The organism is Lederbergia graminis, assembly GCF_042655485.1.
GTDB lineage: Bacteria > Bacillota > Bacilli > Bacillales > Bacillaceae_C > Lederbergia > Lederbergia graminis.
Genome location: NZ_JBHSMC010000011.1, coordinates 177,690 through 197,519, shown reverse-complemented (window position 1 = coordinate 197,519; position 19,830 = coordinate 177,690). Strand labels below are relative to the sequence as shown.

The 19,830-nt window shown below is 37.3% G+C and carries 18 protein-coding genes; 15 read left to right on the top strand and 3 right to left on the bottom strand.

Annotation, left to right across the window (positions count from 1 at the left end; translation table 11 throughout):
- Positions 1–170 precede the first annotated feature (170 nt).
- The 6 genes from ACFPM4_RS08945 to ACFPM4_RS08920 all read left to right on the top strand — a co-directional run bounded on the left by ACFPM4_RS08945 (position 171) and on the right by ACFPM4_RS08920 (position 3,824).
- Positions 171–707 carry a DUF1697 domain-containing protein gene (locus ACFPM4_RS08945; RefSeq protein ID WP_382350386.1) on the top strand — a complete coding sequence of 179 codons (537 nt, stop codon included), beginning with the start codon at positions 171–173 and terminating at the stop codon, positions 705–707.
- 168 nt (positions 708–875) lie between these two features.
- Complete coding sequence (locus ACFPM4_RS08940) at positions 876–977, top strand: putative holin-like toxin (protein ID WP_222125528.1); 102 nt, start codon at positions 876–878, stop codon at positions 975–977.
- Positions 978–1,181: 204 nt separating this feature from the next.
- Positions 1,182–1,712 (top strand): tubby C-terminal domain-like protein, encoded by a 531-nt coding sequence (locus tag ACFPM4_RS08935; protein ID WP_382350382.1) that lies wholly within the window; start codon positions 1,182–1,184, stop codon positions 1,710–1,712.
- 143 nt (positions 1,713–1,855) lie between these two features.
- A complete protein-coding gene (locus tag ACFPM4_RS08930) occupies positions 1,856–2,044 on the top strand; it encodes a DUF4083 domain-containing protein (RefSeq protein ID WP_382350379.1) in 189 nt (62 codons plus the stop codon).
- Between the two features lie 15 nt (positions 2,045–2,059).
- Positions 2,060–2,704 (top strand): hypothetical protein, encoded by a 645-nt coding sequence (locus ACFPM4_RS08925; protein WP_382350376.1) that lies wholly within the window; start codon positions 2,060–2,062, stop codon positions 2,702–2,704.
- Positions 2,705–2,804: 100 nt separating this feature from the next.
- Complete coding sequence (locus ACFPM4_RS08920) at positions 2,805–3,824, top strand: DUF3231 family protein (protein ID WP_382350373.1); 1,020 nt, start codon at positions 2,805–2,807, stop codon at positions 3,822–3,824.
- Positions 3,825–3,943: 119 nt separating this feature from the next.
- On the opposite strand, the gene ACFPM4_RS08915 is transcribed toward ACFPM4_RS08920, so the two are convergent.
- From ACFPM4_RS08915 to ACFPM4_RS08905, 3 genes are all read right to left on the bottom strand, one after another.
- On the bottom strand, positions 3,944–4,429 hold the full coding sequence (locus tag ACFPM4_RS08915; RefSeq protein WP_382350370.1) for an SRPBCC domain-containing protein: 486 nt from the start codon (positions 4,427–4,429) through the stop codon (positions 3,944–3,946).
- 63 nt (positions 4,430–4,492) lie between these two features.
- A complete protein-coding gene (locus ACFPM4_RS08910; RefSeq protein WP_382350367.1) occupies positions 4,493–5,002 on the bottom strand; it encodes an SRPBCC domain-containing protein in 510 nt (169 codons plus the stop codon).
- A 43-nt stretch (positions 5,003–5,045) separates the two neighbouring features.
- Positions 5,046–5,372, bottom strand: a complete 327-nt coding sequence (locus tag ACFPM4_RS08905) for an ArsR/SmtB family transcription factor (protein WP_382350364.1) — start codon at positions 5,370–5,372, stop codon at positions 5,046–5,048.
- A 217-nt stretch (positions 5,373–5,589) separates the two neighbouring features.
- On the opposite strand from ACFPM4_RS08905, the gene ACFPM4_RS08900 reads away from it, so the two are divergent.
- The 9 genes from ACFPM4_RS08900 to ACFPM4_RS08860 all read left to right on the top strand — a co-directional run bounded on the left by ACFPM4_RS08900 (position 5,590) and on the right by ACFPM4_RS08860 (position 19,747).
- Positions 5,590–6,060, top strand: coding sequence for a hypothetical protein (locus tag ACFPM4_RS08900; RefSeq protein WP_382350361.1), 471 nt, complete (start codon positions 5,590–5,592; stop codon positions 6,058–6,060).
- A 79-nt stretch (positions 6,061–6,139) separates the two neighbouring features.
- Positions 6,140–7,408 carry a thermonuclease family protein gene (locus tag ACFPM4_RS08895; RefSeq protein WP_382350358.1) on the top strand — a complete coding sequence of 423 codons (1,269 nt, stop codon included), beginning with the start codon at positions 6,140–6,142 and terminating at the stop codon, positions 7,406–7,408.
- Between the two features lie 847 nt (positions 7,409–8,255).
- Entirely contained in the window at positions 8,256–10,460 is a 2,205-nt protein-coding gene (locus ACFPM4_RS08890) for an FIVAR domain-containing protein (RefSeq protein WP_382350355.1), read from the top strand.
- Positions 10,461–10,640: 180 nt separating this feature from the next.
- Positions 10,641–11,765 carry a GntR family transcriptional regulator gene (locus tag ACFPM4_RS08885; RefSeq protein WP_382350352.1) on the top strand — a complete coding sequence of 375 codons (1,125 nt, stop codon included), beginning with the start codon at positions 10,641–10,643 and terminating at the stop codon, positions 11,763–11,765.
- Between the two features lie 352 nt (positions 11,766–12,117).
- Positions 12,118–14,616, top strand: coding sequence for a glycoside hydrolase family 38 C-terminal domain-containing protein (locus ACFPM4_RS08880; RefSeq protein WP_382350349.1), 2,499 nt, complete (start codon positions 12,118–12,120; stop codon positions 14,614–14,616).
- A 54-nt stretch (positions 14,617–14,670) separates the two neighbouring features.
- Entirely contained in the window at positions 14,671–15,330 is a 660-nt protein-coding gene (locus ACFPM4_RS08875) for an SGNH/GDSL hydrolase family protein (RefSeq protein ID WP_382350346.1), read from the top strand.
- Between the two features lie 626 nt (positions 15,331–15,956).
- Entirely contained in the window at positions 15,957–16,838 is an 882-nt protein-coding gene (locus ACFPM4_RS08870) for an ABC transporter permease (RefSeq protein WP_382350416.1), read from the top strand.
- 13 nt (positions 16,839–16,851) lie between these two features.
- Complete coding sequence (locus ACFPM4_RS08865; RefSeq protein ID WP_382350343.1) at positions 16,852–17,748, top strand: carbohydrate ABC transporter permease; 897 nt, start codon at positions 16,852–16,854, stop codon at positions 17,746–17,748.
- A 382-nt stretch (positions 17,749–18,130) separates the two neighbouring features.
- Entirely contained in the window at positions 18,131–19,747 is a 1,617-nt protein-coding gene (locus ACFPM4_RS08860; protein ID WP_382350340.1) for an extracellular solute-binding protein, read from the top strand.
- Positions 19,748–19,830 lie beyond the last annotated feature (83 nt).

The following is a 19,830-nucleotide window of genomic DNA, read 5'->3' as shown; positions in this document are numbered from 1 at the left end:
GGCTGGGATATTTAAACCCAACCTCTTATTTTGAAGCACATTATTTAGCGGTTTAATAAACAATTATGGAATGTCCACTTTTAGGGGGCTTGACCACAGGCACCCGACCAATTGCCAATATTCAAAAGACTCCCGGTGCCAGGCACCCACACAATAGGAGGAGGTTCGTTATGATGTATGTTGCGTTGCTTAGAGGGATTAATGTAGGTGGAAAGAATAAGGTGGATATGAAGTTGCTAAAGTCAACGTTTGAAAGAGTTGGTATGACTTCCGTAGTTACTTATATTAATTCCGGTAATATCGTTTTCGCGACGGATCATCCATCTAAAACAGGGATATCCGAAATATTAGAAGAAGCAATCGAAACAGACTTCGGATTGAACATCAAAGTGTTAGTGCGTAGTTTGGATGATATCACAACGGTTGTACAAGCCTTACCAGACACATGGAAAAACGATCAACAGATGAAAAGTGATGTTCTGTTTCTGTGGGAGGAAGAGGATGATGAGTCTGTACTTGAGAAGTTAGTTATCAATCCCGAAGTGGATACCGTCAAATATGTTCCTGGAGCGATTCTATGGTCGGTAGAGAAGAAACATTATAAGAAATCAGGTATGAATAAAATTATTGGAACAAAGCTTTACAAACAAGTAACCGTTAGAAATGTGAATACAACTCGCAAAATCTATGATCTAATGCAGAAATGAGTGCCTGGCACCAAGACGATTGGGAATATTCCCAATTGTCTCGGTGCCAGGCACCCGGAAAAATTAGGTAGTTTGTCCTGTGTATTTGCAATAGAAATGCGAACATATGTGTGGTATATTGGATATGTAATAGATTTGGGTGCTTAAGGGTGGTCGGCTCACTCCCGAATGGAAGGGGGTGGTCGCGTGTCAGTATTTGAAACGTTAACGCTTACTTTTACATTTGGAGCACTGGTCGTAGCAATGCTGTCATTTAACCATAAAAAATAACCCATCCTTGAGTTAGCGGCTCATTTTGGTTGGGTTATTCCTGTCTAAAAAGCTGATCCCCTTGATGGGAACCAACTATTACATGAACCGTTCAATGTACGAGCATTGGACGGTTATTTTTAAATGTATTCCAATTCATTTCTAATTATACATTTTTGATATAATACTTTCAAGCATCATCATGCTGTGGCTGGAGGGGGATTTATGTATTTATTTATGTACGAGTTTCCATTTTATAAAGGAAGTACAAAAACATTGCATATAAGTAATGAAGAAGAGAAGAAAGTCGGTTCTTTAAAGCGATACTATAAGCATAAATTCCAAAAGGTAATCGACAGGATTATTAGTTCCGACTTAATATTGAACGTACAAACTTATGATGAAAATCAGGAAATGTTCTGTAACATAAAAGAAGACATGCACTTTAAATCGTGGCTACGATCGAGTTGGCAAGGTCAATCTCGCAATCTAGGAAACTTTCAATTGTTTGATCGCACAAAAATAAAAACACACCCAAGAATGGAACTAGTTACAGAAGCTGGCGATACTTATTTTATGACGAAAAACTTTGGCAATCGCAAAATTTCTATAACGAATGAGCAGAAAGAACTGTTTGTAGAGATGACGTATGAAAAAGTGCTTCCACCCTATAACATACGTATTACTTTATTGAATGAAAAGTTACATATCCTAGAAGTGGCGGCAATTCACTTTATTTTTAATATGAGATACTAGTTGGGACGGGAATGCTGACCCCGCGTCCCACTTTTAATATGAGGTACTAGGAGGGGGAAGCGGTACCTGACCCCGTGTCCCTTGACCCCAAATTGGGACGCGGTACCTGACCCCATGTCCCTACAGAAAGAAGGTGAGCAAGTATGGATGTAGGTGCGATTGTTTATTTTGGTATTGTTGTGGTGCTTTTTGTTATTTTCGTTGTTTCGTTCACTTTTTTTATCCGCAGGCTGTTGGTCAATTCATCGGCAAAAAATTATCAAGCATCTGAGATTGAAAGGAAGCTGGATAGAATCATCGAATTATTGGAAAAGGAAAAGCAGTCCCAATAAACGTAGGAGGGCAATATGAATTTCCACAACTTAGTGAATGAAGAAAATCAGTTAACACCGAATTATCGCTTGAATAAAAAGGAATTGTTTTTTGATATTTATATTAGCCCAGAGCAAGAGGTTTGTGTCGTGGGGAGATACGATCAGAATTATATCGGGTGGTGCTCCTTTACAAAGGTGGACTCCAAATCTCACAATGCAGCACTATTAGATGAAATAACGAATTCCCAATGGAAGTTCGTTTCCAATGAGCATCGAGTGTTAGGGGAGCGGTACAAGGAAATAAAGAACTGGCATGTTTTTCGCATCACGAAAACTCTTTACAAGGATGAGCCTTATTTCTACTCCACAGCAAGTCCAATTTATTTTAAAAACGGCTCCACCTTTGCCAGTGAGATCCACCACTTTTATAAACATGAAAAAGCAAAAAGTGAATATAGAATCATCGATAAAAAGTATAGTGCGATCTTAAAAGGATATTTATTATTGTTGGATAGCGATGAGTCCTTATATTACTTACGGGTGAAACCACTAATTGATTTAATCCAAAGCGAAAGCTATTTAAAATTGTGTCCAGATGCGAACGTAAGAGAAATTTATTTACAATGCTTGGAAAAATGCAAACAATTATACAACACATATATGAGCGAAGTTCGCTAATATGCGACTTTTTCAAAGTAAATAATATCATGCCCGTCATAATTTAACAGTTAATAGATGATAATAACCTCAATACCATAATAATGGAGGTTCCCAAATTATGACGAAGAATCACATTCAATTGACATCAGCAGAAATTGCTATCATTTGGACTGCTTATATGAATGATAGTATGTCCAAATGTGTTTTAAATTACTTTCAACACATTGTAGGTGATAAAGATATTCGCCGTATTGTTGAATTAGCTTACAATACATCTTCCGCACATATTGAAAAATTAACTGAATTATATCAAGTGGAAAAATTACCGCTACCAACAGGCTTTACAGAGGAAGATGTAAATGTAAATGCCCCCCGTTTATATACGGATCCATTTCTTCTCCAGTACATAACCCATATGGCGAGAGTGGGCATGCTTGCGTATAGTGGTTTTATTACGATGTCTGCCAGGGTAGATATTAAGAGATATTTCATAAAAGGTTTGAGCGAAGCAGCGGATTTGTTTGCAAAATGTACAGATGTTTTACTTGAAAAAGGATTATATGTGAGAGCTCCGAAAATACCGTATCCAACTGAAAGTTCCTTTGTAGACAGTAAAGAATATTTAAGTGGTTTTTCTTTTTTTAACAAACAACGTCCAATCAATGCTATTGAAATTTCCCATTTATATATGAATGGTTTATCAAACGATATTGGAAGTAAGCTGTCACTCAGTTTTGCGCAAACATGTCAAAATGAAGAAGTGGAAAAATGGATGTTACGAGGTAGAGATATTGCGCAAAAACATGTGAAATTATTTTCAGATATACTGATAAAGGATGATGTCCAATCACCTGTTTCTTCCGATATATCTGTAACGGACTCCACAACAGCACCATTTTCCGACAAGTTAATGATGTTTCATATGGGATTATTAAGTGCTGCAGGAACTGGAAATTATGCAACCTCAGCTGCTGCAAGTCAAAGAACAGATTTAGTAATAGCTTATGAAAGGCTTTCCCTCGAAATTGCGCTATATGCAAAAGATGGAGCCAATATTATGATACGAAATGGTTGGATGGAGCAGCCACCAACGACAGTAGATAAGGATGAGCTCATAAAGAATAAAGATAATAAGTAGCGTCTACGGACTGCACCCAAAAAGTGTGAATCTATCTTTGGGTGTTTTTTTATGTAAAAAATTAGGCTAGTTTCCGTCAGTTAAATATCACCGAACTCAAACTAGCCAATTCACGATTATCATTTTCTTAAGTAGTTTTCTAATTGCTGAAGGGTTACTGCATTTCCTTCCTTCACCATTTCCATAGATTCGTTGAATGTTTTTAGCTCTTCTTCGCTTGGAGATACTGGCTCCACAACGATTGTGACGATTGTTTTCCCGTTTTCCTCTACGAAGGTAATGGTATTCAACGTTTCTAATGGCCATTGCGGATGAAATGGAGCTCGAACGGTGTTACGCTCTTCATCCGAAAAGAAACTGCTATACACAATTTTTTCAGGAGCAATAATTTCACTGTACACAAATTTTACCCACATGATGTCTCCATTGTCAGGTTTCTGACTGTAATGAAAAATTCCACCAGGACGGAAATCTGCTTCCGCGACCTCAAATGTCCAACCTTTAGGACCCCACCAATGCTTTAGATGTTCTGCTTCTGTAAAAGCCTTAAATACAAGTTCACGTGGAGCATCGAAAGTATGAGTGATGTTGATTTGGTTTTCCATAAAATTCTCCAATTCTATCTCATTTCTATTTAAATTGTTCCTAAGTCTAAAATATATACTTCCTTACTTAAGCTCCTGCAAATGCTTCTCCAAACGATCCCATGTTTCCGTGATACCATGGAGCATACCCATATCGAGGACTTTCTGAAGTTCTTCTGCAGAAACATATTCAGAGCGGTTCACAAGTTTAGTTGTGCCGTCCAAATCGATGAATTCCACAGTATTATTAGATGCTGGTAAAGATTCATCAATATTACCATCCGCATCTGAAAAATAATCCGTGTAATGAATCATTTCCGGCTCAACGATATCTTTGTAAATTGCTTTGCCCCAAGATTCCATTCCGTAATATTCACCTTGCTCCATACATTTCATGCAGTAATGCCATGTACCACCTGGTCGAAAATCAATATTACAAACAGGAAGCTCCCAACCTGCGGGCCCCCACCAATGTTTAAGGTGTTCCGGTTCCTTAAACATTTGGAACACGAGCTCTTGAGGTGCATTAAAAATACGCTCCAATACTAATACTTTATCGCCATCTACTCTTGATTTTAATTGATTCATCGCCATGTTAACTCCTCCGTCATTTCAGATTGTTTTTAAAAAATCTAAATTAATTAAGCGGTTTTTTACCTTGTAACACATCGAGATAATCTTCCAGACGATCCATTCGTGCTTCCCAAATACGGCGGTAAGAGTCAAGCCATTTATCTAACTCTTGAAAAGGCTCAGGTCTTAATTTATAAATGCGTCGATTAGCTTGTGGTTGCACCTCTACAATCCCTGCTTCACTTAGTACTCGCAGATGCTTCGAAGTTTGTGGCTGGTTCAAATCCAGTCTGTCTGCAATTTCACCAACGGGAAGAGGTTCTTTCAATAAAAGCTCAACGATATGTAGCCGATTTGGTTCTGCTAGTGCACTAAAAGTCTGTGGATTCATGATGACTCAGCTCCTGCCATTATTTTTTCACTCAACCTAATCATACATCATCTAGAGGGCCACCTCCGCGAATTTCATTTTTAGTTTCTCTTGTTGATGGCTTGATTATTCCATAACATGAATATTCTTATCAAGGAATATTAGAAAAAATATTATGCAATCAGAAAAAATCTATTTATGATAGAAAGGGATTGAATTTTTACGAGTAGGTGAATAAATGGGTTCTTATTGGTTTATGTTTATCTTCTGTGTATTTGTAGTGCTCCTAGCAATCATTGTCATTCCATGGATTATCATCAGTTTTATCTTCGAAATGATTCAAAATCGGAATGTAAAACATAAAAAACGGAAAAAAGGTGAGCTTCGTGCGGACATGATAGCCGGATTGAAATTAGTAGGAGCGTTAATGATATTTGCTGGTCTAGCTGTTTTTCTCGCATTTGAAAGTATTCCCTATTTTAAGGATTTTCCACATGTTGTAAAAAGTGAGTATCACTCGGAAGCAAATGTCATTGAAGAAGTAGATGATCGCGGAAAAAGTCGCGAGAATAAAATTAGGATGGATGGAAAAGTATATTATTCTACTAAAATAAAACGTAAACATGAAGGGGAGTTCATTCGTTTTACATATTTACCACATACGAAAAAGATTATTTCTATTGAATGGCCGAATGAATGGACGAAATGAATTTGGGACAAAATACCTGATTTTCAAAGTCTGGAAAGGTGATACAATAGTCTCATTGTTTAGAGTAAAGGAGACCATCATGAAAGTGAAATTATCAAATAAGATTCATATAATCGTTTTATTTTTTACTGCACTTTTTTTAGCGGTAACGTTATTTCCAAATCAATCAGGTGCGCATCCAGGTGCTCGGGATGAACTAGGTGGACATTTTCGCAGCAAAGATTGTGTGTACTTGCTGCATGATCCCACGCCTTTAGCAAAATCAGCAAAAAATATCAATGAACTAATGAACTTAATTATTGCCAACAATAGTAATTCGAAGTGTGTAGATAACTTATCTGCTAACACAATTGATCTAGAGGGGCATAGTTTTTCAGGAACTAGTACAACAACTCCTAAGCCTGAACCTAAACCACAGCCTAAGCCTGAAGCAAAACCAGAACCGAAGCCGAGCAATCCACCAACAACGTCAACGAACGATATGGAGTTGAATAAAAAATACACCGCGTCACTGGCAAAGTGTACGGATGGGGATACGGCCAACTTTCATATTAATGGGAAAACGTATAAAACCCGTTTTCTATATATAGATACACCTGAAAGTACGAATACAATCGAACCTTTTGGAAAAGAAGCGAGTAATTTTACTTGTTCAATGTTAAAATCAGCGACGAAAATCCAATTGGAAACAGACGGTAAGGATGTATTTGATAAATATGATCGCTTGTTAGCCTGGATCTGGGTAGATGGAAAATTACTACAAGAGGAAATTACGAAAGCTGGTTTTGTCGAAGATTTTTATGACTATGGTACGTATGATTATGAAGATCGCATTATCTCTGCCATGGATTATGCAAAATCGAATTATAAAGGCATGTACGCTTCACTAAAACCAAAACAAGAAGAAGCGAACAATACTCCGGAAGATACAGAAAAAGTAGATGAGAAAGAGGAAGCTGCTTCCGAAACCGAATCGAAAGACGAATCAAAGCAGGATGAAAAAAGTAAAGAGAAACAAGAGGAAGAAGCTGCAAAAGACGATGAGACGAAAGAAGTAGAAAAAGAAGAAGTGGCAAGTGAGGAAAAAGATGCGACTGCTGATAGTGAAAAAGAAACAGAAGCAGAATCTAGTCCTGGACTTTTCTTTGTCGCACTAATCTTTGCCATTTTACTATTCTTCCTACCAAAAATCGCTGCTGCTAAAGGCAAAAATACAAAAATTGCTCACAGAATGATTTCAAACAAACTAGTCATTAATATCATACTAGGAATCATCTATATTTTCCTATTCTTTATTATCATACCAATCGTCATTATCGAATTAATCCTTATTTTTAAGAAGAAATAAGGGTGCGAGAAGACGGAGCATGTGATTGTGATATAGAAATATAGATGGTAAAAAAATCGAACTATTGTTGAATTTTTATTTCAATTTAGTTCGTTTTTTTATTTAGGTTACTATTACGAAATTAAACTAACGTATTTTTTTGATTTATCGCTTTCACATATACCGCTCCGGAAATACACTACGCTTTCCGCGGGCGGCTAATGAGCCTCCTCGGCGCTCACGCCTGCGGGGTCTCATCGAGGCCTTTAGTCCCGCAGGAGTCTTCGTGTATTTCCTTCGCTGGTTCATAGAAGTTCTATTAGATTTCGTTTTAATAATAAAATGTATTTCCTCACTATCGACAAATCTTCTAGTAATACCATCATATTAATTCCTTCTTTATTCTTTTTTTACAACAACCACAATAGTTAAAAAGTATCAATCATATAATAAATATTATAATGTTCAATAAACACATAATAAAATAAAATAAGTTATAAAGACATATTGACCTATACTTTATAATTGTTTATAGTAAATGTTAGCAACTTTCACATAATTTTTTTAGCTCATACTTTTCTTCTACTCTTACATTCTAGTTGCACCTACAACACTTCTAAGCGTACACTTCCTCGAATTTTTTAATTCATCTTTGCGAATCCCTAAATGCTATTCCCAACCATCCTATGTTTAACTCTAAAATGTAAACCCTTTCATTATGTTTACTATGAAGTATCTAATAATACATGCAGTATCCACATTTTGATTAGGAGGTGATTCGATTGAATAATAGGAGAAAAACAAATCTCACATTTAGATTCTTCATAGTACAAAAAAAGTATTTGAGGGATAGGTGATGAGGTTGTTTGTGAAGAGATTAATGGTAAAAGCATTAGCGATTACGTTGCTAATGGTTGGGAGTTTTTTCGCTTTTTTTAATCTTCCTAGTGCAAATGCAGATTCGATAGATTATAATCCTTTTAAAATAAGAGTTGTAGATTCCGAGACTGGTAGAGGAATACCGCTCGTAGAAGTATGGACCGTGAATCATGCGAAGTATGTGACAGATAGTGCCGGGTATGTGGCGTTTTTTGAGCCTGGACTGATGGAAGAAGATGTATGGTTTAGTTTTCAAAGTCATGGATATAGCCATAACTACGAATCCTTCGGAGCACATGGAAAGACTCTCACTGTAACTCCAGGAGGAGAAGCTACAATCGAAATGGATAGAATCAATATTGCGGAGCGTATGTACCGAATTACTGGACAAGGTATTTATCGTGACAGTGTTCTTCTTGGCTTAGATACTCCAATTAAAGATCCACTTCTAGGTGAAGGGAAAATAATGGGGCAGGATACCGTCCAAACGATTGAATATAAAGGCAAATTATATTGGTTCTGGGGCGATACAAACAAGCCGAACCACGTGCTTGGAAACTTTAGAACAACCGGAGCTACTTCGGAACTTCCATCCAACGGTGGATTAGATCCGGATGTTGGTGTCGACCTTACTTATTTTACAGATGAATACGGTTATGCGAAGAAAATGGTCCCTCAACTGGAAGGGGATGCAGGATTAGCGTGGGTTAGTGGTCTCATGACAACGACTGATGCTAATGGGGAAGAAAGAATGTTAGTTACTTATTCCATGCTAAGTGGTCTTGATCAAGAACATTCATCCGGAATACTAGTTTGGAATGATGAAGAAGAGTTATTCAGCGAACGTTATCCATTTGATATGTCACAACGTTGGAAGCATCCAGATGGCCAAACAAATCTGTATGTCGATAATGGTGTCGAGTATTGGTTGTTTAATGAGCCGTGGCCGGTGAAAAGAGTGCGGAATGACTTCGAGTCCATTACAAATATGGATAGCTATGAGTCTTTCACACCGTTAAAGCCAGGGACAAAATTTAATGGTCAAGATACGCAATTGAACCGAGATAGTGAAGGAAACCTTGTATGGGAGTGGAGAAAAGATACCCCTTCTATTAGTCAAGATGAAGAGGCGAAATTAATTGAATATGGTTTGATGGATGAAGAAGAAGCGCGTTTTCAATTAAAAGGCGTCGATACAGGAGAAGCGGTTATTAATCACTCTGGTTCAGTAAAATGGAATGAATACCGCCAAGTTTGGAATAACATTATCCAGCAAAGAAATGGTAGTACATCTTTAATTGGTGAAATTTGGTATGCGGAAGCACCAACACCGACAGGTCCATGGAAATTGGCTAAAAAGATTGTGACTCACGATAAAATGGACTTTTATAACATCGCACGTCACACTTATTTTGATAAAGATAATGGGCGTGAAATCTTTTTTGAAGGCACTTATGTCGCAATGTTTGGTAGTGATCGACCAACTTCGTATTACGACTATAATCAAATGATGTACAAGCTCGACCTAAGTGATGCAAGTCTTGATTCTGTAAAAATTGATACATCGATTGAAGAACCGCAAGTCGATAAAGACGCGCTTCAACAAGAAATCAATAATGCGAATGACATCATAGATGAAGGACAAGGCAATTACACAGATGCAAGCTGGGAAGAGTTAATGTCTCGTTTTAATGCTGCGAAAGTTGTATTTGAAAATAGCGATGCAAAACAAGAAGAAGTAGATGAAGCGAAAGATGCTCTGGCAGCGGCAATTGCTGGTCTAGAAGAAAAAGAGGAAGAAGAACCAACTGCCCTTGATAAAAGTGCATTGGAAGAATTAATTGCAAAAGCAAAAGAAATATCCAATGATGATGACAAATATACGAAAACATCGTTTGCATCATTACAAGCAGCTATTGAACATGCAGAAGATTCATTAGAGGCAATTGAAACAGAAGATGAATTGAATGAGGCGCTCGATGCTTTGCAGGCAGCAATCGATGGTTTAAAGGAAATCGATAAAGATGTTGAAGAGGATAGTGTAGCGCCGATTGTGGATAGAGATAAGGGTGGCGGTAAGTTACCTGGTACCGGAACGCAAATGTATAACTGGCTGCTAATAGGTGTCAGCTTACTATTGATTGGAAGTATAAGCTATACGTTTTTAATAAAGCGAAATAAGTTAGTTTTGTAACAAACGATAATAGCAAGTGGCGATATGATTATCGTCTAACTTGCTATTTTTTTATCCTGACAAAGCTTGAGGAAGCAACAAGAATACAAGTAAATATGAAACGAAATATCTTTAAACTAGAAATGTTGAAATAAATAGTATATTATTATACTAAATAGAATTAATAGTGAGGCTATGTATATGAAAGCATTATATGAGAAAATATACGAATCGTTAAAACAAGATATACTCTCTGGTAGGTATAAAGTCGGGGATAAAATTCCGTCTGAAAAAGAATTAACAAAGCAGTATGAAGTAAGTGCGATTACGACGAAAAAAGCACTAGAAAAGTTATCAAATGAAGGCTTTGTTTATCGTATACGTGGAAAAGGTACCTTTGTGTCCGAGTATGATATAGATCTAACCAAGATGGAGAAAACAGAAAAAGGGAAAAAACCGCTATTTGGTTTGGTCATGTCTACTTTCGATGACAGTTTTGGAAACGAATTAATTAGAAGTATTGAAGAAGCCTCTCATGGGGAGTGCTTTGTTATTATTAGTCGCTCGGACAGTATTCCAAGTAGAGAAGATAAAGTAATCAGTGATCTGCTGGAATACGGAGTGGATGGATTAATTATTTCTCCAGCGCACGCTGAACACTATAGTTTAGAGATTTTAAAAATGGTAGTAAACAAGTTTCCTTTAGTGTTAATTGACAGAACATTCAAAGGATTAGCGGCGACATCTGTTTCCACCAATAACGAACAAGCTGCGAAAATGGCGATGTATCACTTGTTTGAGTTAGGTCATAAAAACATTGGTGTGCTTATACCTAAGAATAACAGTACAACGACTATTGCTGATCGTGTGAAGGGGATTACAGAGGCGTTTGCAGATAAAAAAATCATCCTGAATCGCGATTTATGGTATTCCAATATTTGCAATAGCGTACCTAATCATGAAGACACAAAGACGGATATCGAAAATATTAAAAATCATCTAATACAGCATCCGGAAATTACTGCTTTATTTGCCTTAGAGTTTAATATCGCCATGATGGCAAAACAAGCAGCAGAACAATTGAATTTAAAGGTTCCAGAAGATATCTCTATTATCTGTTTTGATAGTCCACCAAGAAATGTATATGAGTGGAACTTCTCTCATATTGAACAAAATGAGGGAGAAATCGGTCACTTAGCGATTAAGAAATTACTAGATATGTATAACGGTGATTTTATGATTGAAAATATTCACGTACCTGCTAAATTAATAGAAGGAGATTCAACAGCGGCAGTTTCTAATAAGAGATTAGTTCCGATGGAATAGACTTTATGTGCTAGCTTCAATGATGGTGGAGTTAGCACTTTTTTATGTGAGAAAGATATTATAACAATCTCGTTCCATCATACTTTTATCATATTACTATATAACCAGGTCGAATGGTTATTCGTAAAATATAAAAAATATATTGAATTATAAATACATATAATTTATATTGGTTATATGTAGTAGATGTATACAATATCAGTACTCAATTTTTTTTGACCTCTCATGTAATCGCTTTCTTTTAACTTAGACATAAAGTGACAAACCTCTTCGTGTATTTCTTCATCTAGTTGAATTTCTTGTAGAACAAATTTTTTCGTATGAAATGGAATTGAATAGGGAGAATGAGTGTATGACAAAGAACGCTTATTTTGTAGACGGGTATCATGGTGGGATTAAAGGGCATATGCCGCTAGGTTCATGGGCAGATGTACTAAGTAAAATGGAGAAACATCCGGAATGGAAACTCGGTTTAGATATTGAACCTATTTCATGGGATGTGTTGAAACGAACCGATCCTCCTTCTTATCAAACCTTGAAACATTACCTCCAGGATAACAGTGTGGATGCGAGAGTAGAGATGCTTGCCGGAAGCTATGCGCAGCCATTTGGTTGGGTCATTAGTGGAGAAAGCAACATTCGCCACCTTATAAGAGGAAGGGAGATAGTGGCAGAACATTTCCCAGAGGTGTTAGTGGATACATATGCAACACAAGAACCGTGCTGGACTAGTTCATTACCGCAAATTTTACTGTCACTAGGATATAAACGGGCCGTACTTAAAAACCCAGGTACCGGATGGGCTGGCTATCCATCCGCAATGCAACATGAAGTTTTATATTGGGTTGGACCAGATGGGAGTGAGATTCCATGTGCACCACGTTATGAAACTGAAAAACTACTGAATTGTTGGGAAACTGAAGCTGCTTACATGTCTGATGAATTTATCGAACGTAGTAAGGAAAATAACATCGCTCATCCAGTCGGTAGTTTTTTACAAGATTTAGGTTGGCATGCGCGACCTTGGTTAGAACATGAAAATATTCAATATGTCACGTGGAGAGAGTATTTTGAAACGATCGCTGATAAGCCGACATATAGGTGGAAGTTTTCGCAGGAAGATATTCGATGCACACTTCCTTGGGGAGAAGGTACACTGCAAAAAATGTCCCGCGAAGTAAGGTCTGCGGAAAATAAAATCATCCAGGCAGAGAAAATAGCTGTGTTAGCAAGTGTTGTGAATGGATACGAATTTCCTTATGAGAAGCTACGAGAAGCGTGGGATGAATTGCTTTTATCGCAACACCATGATGCGTGGATTTGTGCAACTACTCAAAGAGGAAGACATAATTGGGCATGGCAAGCGGGGGTGCAAAGTTGGAATGCAGAATGTATAAGCAACAATATTATAGATGCTGCGCTTGATACTTTCTCAACTGGATCATTCACGCATGAAGTAGGTATCAAAGTTTTTAATACAACAGGATCGAAGCGAAACGGACTTGTTGAATTGGAAATTCCAACCCCGCGGGGAACGAAGTCCGTACGTGTTCATGATCATGAAGGACGAGAAATAGTAAGTCAAATTAGCTCCTCCAGAGAGTATGTAGATGATAAAAGTGTAAATGCAGGAACACTCTTATTTAAGGCAGATGTACCAGCAGTGGGGTATCAAACATATACAATACAACCAATTCAAGAGATGGCTCCTGTTCATGAAATGGTACAAGTTGGTGCGGAAACAGTAAGTATCGCATCTGACATATATGAAATGGAAATGGACATTGAACACGGTGGTGTCATTACAAAGCTGTACCATAAAGAGTTGGGCAAAGATTTTGTGGCAGCTGGAAGTGCTGGATTAAATGAATATAGAGGTTATTTTATTAATGAAAATAGCTGGAGAAGTAATACGGAGTTTGCGGTTCAAGTGGATGTGAAGGAAAATGGACCACTTCGCGCAGTAGTGGAACTGAAAGGGAAAATCGCCAATATGGATGTCATCACTACGGTTCGTGTAGTGCAAGGTGAAAGTAAGATAGATTTTCATGTTCAATTCACGTACAAAGAAGAAACATGTATTGGCGATCCATGGGATATAGAGCCAGAAAACCGCAATACAGAGCGTCGCAAGTCTCATCATCATAATCAATTTAAATTAAATGCACTATTTCCAGTCTCGCTCGATAATCAAAAGCTATTTAAAAATGCAGCGTTTGATGTGGCGGAAAGTCGTCATGAAGATACGCACTTTACTCGATGGGATGAAATAAAACATACGATTCTATTAAACTGGCTTGATGTATATGATGAACAACAAAATTGTGGATTGGCGATTTTCTCGGATCATACGACTGGGTATTCTCATGGTCCAGACGAGCCCCTCGGTCTTACATTAGGCTGGGGTTGGGAAGGTGGTTTTTGGTGGGGAAAACGGCCGCTTACAGGTGTACAAGAAATGAACTATTCTATTTTTCCCCATCGTGAGCGTTGGGATAAAGCTGGAATCGAGCAAGAGAGTGTAAGAATGAAAGAACCATTCATACCAGTACTAACAACTGGTGAACTTGATTCAAACTCGTTTATCGAAGTGACGGAGCCTTCCGTTGAAGTGACAAGTCTTTTGCTTGATGGTGAGGATGTCCTCATGCGTTTATTTAACCCAGGATATGATATGACAAAAACTACTATTATCGTCAATCGAGAGCTGGAAAAGATGGAAAAAGTGGAGCTTGATGGTAGATATATAGAGTCTTTAAATCTGGAGAAAAATGAGGCAGGTGGCAACGAAACTCAAGTAACATTAAGTCCATTTGGTATCGTGACCATTCGCTTGTGTGGAGTAAAGTAGGCAAGATGAAAATCGTTGAAAACAAATTTTTATAATAGAAAAGGGGTATTGATGATGAAATTAGAAACGGGAAGCAAGCTAGTAATGATTGGGGATTCGATTACAGATTGTGGGAGAAAGCATCCATATGGTGAAGGTATATTTGAAGGTGTCGGGAAGGGCTATGTATCTTTAGTAGATGCATTACTAGAAACGGCCTATCCGGAATTACAAATACGTACGATTAATATGGGGATTGGTGGGAATACCGTTCGCGATTTAAGTAATCGCTGGAAGACTGATGTAATAGATCTTAAACCGGATTGGCTTTCGATCATGATTGGGATTAATGATGTGTGGCGTCATTTTGATGAACCAAAAATTAAAGAGTCGCATATTAGCTTGGAGGAATATGAAAGTACACTCCTTCAATTAGTAGAACAAGTGCAGCCTAGTTTGAAGGGGCTTGTTCTGATGACACCGTTTTTAATCGAAGCGAATCCAGAAGATGCGATGAGGAAACAGATGGATGAGTATGGCATGGCGGTTAAACGGGTAGCGGAACAAGTAGGTGCCGTATTCGTTGATATTCAAGCAGAGTTTAATAAGATGCTAGATTACTATTATTCAGGAACATTCGCAGGTGACCGAGTTCACCCTAACATGGCAGGACATATGGTCATTGCAAGAGCATTTTTAAACGCTGTTGGATATGATTGGTCCAGAAACGGATAATACTTCGGCTGTTGTTGGACAATCTGTCTCCATGGTGTGAGAAATTCTATCATGGAGACAGTGTAGTAAGAGGTAAAATATAAAAATATATTAAAGTATATTAAATATATGAATAATAAATAATGAGTGAAAAGTTATATTAAAGATTATTGACAGTATAATATATGTATAATATAATCTCCTTATATTGGAAGATATTGAATAAGTTTCATGGAAAAAGAGTATACGTACATATTTACTAGTTCAGAAGAATGGAAGATCATATTCGGAAATTGGAGTAACACAGCAATATTGTAAGCGCTTAATTTGTCGAATTAGTTAGTATTGTGAACTAGTTTATAAAGCGGATGATGAATGGAATTTTAACAACAACGATTCTATTAGCATAGAGAGGAACACTACGTCAGTCTACTATGACTTCAACAGGGAGGTGGCTTGGAAGATATTTTGTACTATATCAAGCTTACGATTGTCGTTCGTTCTCTAAAACGAGTAACGAACCTAAAAAATAAACAAAAGAAGATTCCATAATTAAGTAGGAGGTGTTCCTATTGCAGGAAACTCAAACAAGTAATCATGTACCCATCGTAACGGTGAAAAAGCCGAAGCGCCGTATTTTAGCAAAAATGTGGGCACATCGTTATTTATATTTGATGGTTCTACCAGGTTTTCTCACTGTATTAATCTTTAATTACTTCCCAATGTACGGAATTTTAATAGCTTTTAAAGACTTTAGTGCTGTACAAGGTATTTGGGATAGTGAATGGGTTGGATTGAAATATTTTAATACATTTTTTAACGATCCAATGGCTTTAAGGGTACTCAAAAACACACTACTTCTAGGATTGTATTCACTTCTATGGGCGTTTCCAGCCCCTATCATACTCGCGCTTTTATTTAATGAACTGAGGAACAAAACGTTTAAGAGGATTGTCCAAACAGTTTCATATATGCCCCATTTCATCTCAGTCGTCATCGTTGCAGGATTAATCACCATGTATACAGCTAGAGAAGGACTTATAAATAAAATAACCGGACTCTTTGGGATAGAACCGATTCTGTTCTTACTTGAATCTGATTGGTTCCGAACTATTTTCATATCATCCGGGATATGGCAAGGTGTTGGGTTTGGATGTATTATCTACCTTGCTGCCATGAGTGGAATTGACACTACCCTTTATGATGTAGCCGATATTGACGGTGCTGGTAGATGGAAAAAAGTAGTGCACATTACATGGCCATCGATTCGCCCTACAACCATCATATTGCTTATTTTTGCGATGGGTGGAATATTAGGGACAGATTTCCAGAAGGTTATTTTATTATACAACCCTCAAACATATGAAGTAGCAGACGTAATAGGATCTTATGTATATAGGCAAGGGATTCTAGGTGCCCAATATGCTTATACTACTGCAGTTGGTTTATTCATGTCAGTCGTCTCCTTCATTATTTTGTATATTACAAACTGGGTAAGCCGCAAAGTATCGGAAACGAGCTTGTTCTAAAGGAGGGAGAAGAATGAGGAATGAAAGCTTAGGATCTCGTACATTTGACGCGTTTAACATCATGTTTATGATTGTTTTATTAATCGTCGTACTATATCCAATTATCAATATCGTTGCTATTTCCTTAAGTAGCCATCGTCACGTATCAATGGGGGATGTTTACCTTTGGCCAAAGGGACTTACCATCGATAACTATAAGTATTTATTAAAAGATTCCTATATTTATAAGGGATATTTGAACTCTATAATTTATGCCCTTGGTTCTACGGGGATTATGCTCCTATTTACGTCATTAATGGCATATCCACTCACGGTGGATGGCTTTATAGGGAAAAAATTTCTTACTATTTTCCTTACGATTACGATGTTTTTTAGTGGCGGATTAATTCCAACGTATTTACTTATCCGTAACTTAGGGTTGATCGATACGCTTTGGGTTATGATTTTGCCAGGTGCAGTAGGAGCATACAATGTATTTCTATTTAGAACCTTCTTTGCGAACATCCCGCTTGAATTAAAGGATGCCGCCAGAATAGATGGAGCAAACGAAGTAATGATATTATGGAAAGTCATTTTACCATTATCGAAGCCGTTGCTTGCTACATTTGCTTTATTCGGAATTGTAGGTAGTTGGAACTCATGGTTTGAAGCGTTAATTTACCTCCAAGATCAAAATAAGTATCCGTTGCAGATGGTTTTAAGAAACTATTTATTTGCACTAGATACGAATGCGATTCAAGGGAGAGTAGGTGCTGGTAATGTTGCCGTAAACTCACCAGAGTCTACTTTGGATCCGCAGGCCATTCGAATGGCAGTCATCATCGTTACGATGTTCCCGATTATGTGTATTTATCCATTCTTCCAAAAGTATTTTACAAAAGGTATGTTTGTTGGATCAATTAAAGGTTGATAGTTTCGTAGTTTCCAGGAGGTTGGGACAATACAACCTGAACTAGTTTTATATCAGCTAAATGAGTTTAAAGTTTTCAGCGTAGTGTATTTCCGAAGCGGTATCGTTTTATTGCCATTGTTCGGATTTACCTAGAACGAACTATTTGATTAATATTTAAGTTATGGTTCACATTATTTCTTTGTCCCAGCCTCAGTTAGGAAACTTGGCTAGCTGTTAAGATGTACTTTACAACTTCACGAACATAGTAATCTATCCAATAGTGAGTAGGTTATAAGTGATGTAAAGGGATCAATGAACATAAAAGATGAAAGTGCACATGCTCTATACGATTTCTTTCACATCATTTTATACAAAAATAAAAATTTATGGGGGATGTAGAATGAACAAGAAAGCGAGAGCACTAAGTATTATGCTAGCTATCTTTATGTTAGCAGTCATTCTAGCAGGCTGTAAAAAAGATGAAGCTAGTAGCGATCCGAATACGTTAAGTTTTAGTGTGACACTTTCATCCGACGGTGTCGACAATACGAAAAGTCAAGTGCACAAAGAATGGGTAAAATTGATGGAAGAGAAGATGGGGAAAAAGCTAAATATCAAATGGAATTATATCCCTTCATCCGACTATGATCAAAAGGTTCAACTCGACATCGCTAGTAATGAACTAACAGACTTTCTAATGACACCATTATTCTACGACACGACTGATATGGCGAAGCATGGTCAAATACTTGAGTTGAGTCAATATAAGGAGCACATGCCAAACTATATGGCCTATCTTAGTAAAGTTAGAGATGGGATGGAACGAGTAACAGATGCAGATGGAAAGATGTACTATTTCAAAGAAACCTCTACTCCGAGATTTGAAGAGGATAAAGGGTTGTTACTGCAAAATACATCTGCCTATCGCTATGACTTATTCCAAAAACATAATATTAAAATCCCAGAAACATTAGATGATGTATATGATGCAGCTAAAAAGTTAAAAGAGCTTTATCCAGATAAATATCCAATTAATACAAGATGGAATGATTTAAGATCACTATTCCATGCGAATCACGTAATGGCGGATGTTTTCTGGAATGGGGAAGAGTTTGTATACGGTATTTTTGAAGATGGATATAAAGAAGCGTTGCAATTTGCAAATAAACTATATGAAGAGAAACTATTAGACCCTGAATATATGACAGATACGGATGATACGTTGCAACAAAAAGCATTAAATGAAAGTAACTTCATGTGGCTAGCACAGTGGTTTACATCTCCAGGTGCTTACACACGACTTGCGAATGATGGAAAAATCTTTGCTGTCTCTTTCTATCCGGATAATCCGAAATATGGAACAGCATATCAGAACGCCACAAATGGAAACACACCTGACTTAGGTTGGGGAACATATGTCATCAATGCAAAAACAAAAAATCCAGAAGAGCTAGTAAAATTTGTTGATTTACAATATGATCCTGAAGTGATGAGACTCATTACGTGGGGAATTGAAGGTGTAACATATACTCTTGATGAAGATGGAAACCCAACATTTACAGAGGAGTTCCATAAAGCAGATGATCCTTGGGCGCTTGGTGATAAATATGGGATGAGAGCAAGTGCGAAACATCGCCCAGGTCTACAGATTTCATCTGATTCAAAAGCATTCGTTGATTTTGCTGCAACAGACTATACGTATTTTGATGGAAAATATGAAGAAGTACCAATTGAGAAAAATGAGTTCTTGAGAGAATTGCCAATGCCTGATAATCCATATGTTCCTTCTTGGTATGAAGCTCCAGCAATTCAATTTACACAAGCTGAAAGCCAAGAGATTTCAGAAATCATGAATCCAGTACAAACATTTGTAATGGAAATGGAGTCTAATTTTGTTACTGGTAAAGAAAGCTTCAGTGATTGGAATAAATTTACCGGAGACATTAAGAAAATGGGTAATATCGATAGAGTGTTAGAAATCTATAATGAAGCTGCAAAAAGAGTGACGTCGAAATAAGATAAGGAGCCGAACTAGCTTGAAATTAATCAAGCGATAGTTTGGCTTTTTATTCTATCTTTATTTAAAAGTTGATAAGGTGG

Excerpts from the sequence above, each read along its gene's own strand:
- ACFPM4_RS08945 (WP_382350386.1), top strand. The coding sequence starts at position 171 with ATGATGTATGTTGCGTTGCTTAGAGGGATTAATGTAGGTGGAAAGAAT.
- ACFPM4_RS08940 (WP_222125528.1), top strand. The coding sequence starts at position 876 with ATGGAAGGGGGTGGTCGCGTGTCAGTATTTGAAACGTTAACGCTTACT.
- ACFPM4_RS08935 (WP_382350382.1), top strand. The coding sequence starts at position 1,182 with ATGTATTTATTTATGTACGAGTTTCCATTTTATAAAGGAAGTACAAAA.
- ACFPM4_RS08930 (WP_382350379.1), top strand. The coding sequence starts at position 1,856 with ATGGATGTAGGTGCGATTGTTTATTTTGGTATTGTTGTGGTGCTTTTT.
- ACFPM4_RS08925 (WP_382350376.1), top strand. The coding sequence starts at position 2,060 with ATGAATTTCCACAACTTAGTGAATGAAGAAAATCAGTTAACACCGAAT.
- ACFPM4_RS08920 (WP_382350373.1), top strand. The coding sequence starts at position 2,805 with ATGACGAAGAATCACATTCAATTGACATCAGCAGAAATTGCTATCATT.
- ACFPM4_RS08915 (WP_382350370.1), bottom strand. The coding sequence starts at position 4,429 with ATGGAAAACCAAATCAACATCACTCATACTTTCGATGCTCCACGTGAA.
- ACFPM4_RS08910 (WP_382350367.1), bottom strand. The coding sequence starts at position 5,002 with ATGGCGATGAATCAATTAAAATCAAGAGTAGATGGCGATAAAGTATTA.
- ACFPM4_RS08905 (WP_382350364.1), bottom strand. The coding sequence starts at position 5,372 with ATGAATCCACAGACTTTTAGTGCACTAGCAGAACCAAATCGGCTACAT.
- ACFPM4_RS08900 (WP_382350361.1), top strand. The coding sequence starts at position 5,590 with ATGGGTTCTTATTGGTTTATGTTTATCTTCTGTGTATTTGTAGTGCTC.
- ACFPM4_RS08895 (WP_382350358.1), top strand. The coding sequence starts at position 6,140 with ATGAAAGTGAAATTATCAAATAAGATTCATATAATCGTTTTATTTTTT.
- ACFPM4_RS08885 (WP_382350352.1), top strand. The coding sequence starts at position 10,641 with ATGAAAGCATTATATGAGAAAATATACGAATCGTTAAAACAAGATATA.
- ACFPM4_RS08880 (WP_382350349.1), top strand. The coding sequence starts at position 12,118 with ATGACAAAGAACGCTTATTTTGTAGACGGGTATCATGGTGGGATTAAA.
- ACFPM4_RS08875 (WP_382350346.1), top strand. The coding sequence starts at position 14,671 with ATGAAATTAGAAACGGGAAGCAAGCTAGTAATGATTGGGGATTCGATT.
- ACFPM4_RS08870 (WP_382350416.1), top strand. The coding sequence starts at position 15,957 with ATGTGGGCACATCGTTATTTATATTTGATGGTTCTACCAGGTTTTCTC.
- ACFPM4_RS08865 (WP_382350343.1), top strand. The coding sequence starts at position 16,852 with ATGAGGAATGAAAGCTTAGGATCTCGTACATTTGACGCGTTTAACATC.
- ACFPM4_RS08860 (WP_382350340.1), top strand. The coding sequence starts at position 18,131 with ATGAACAAGAAAGCGAGAGCACTAAGTATTATGCTAGCTATCTTTATG.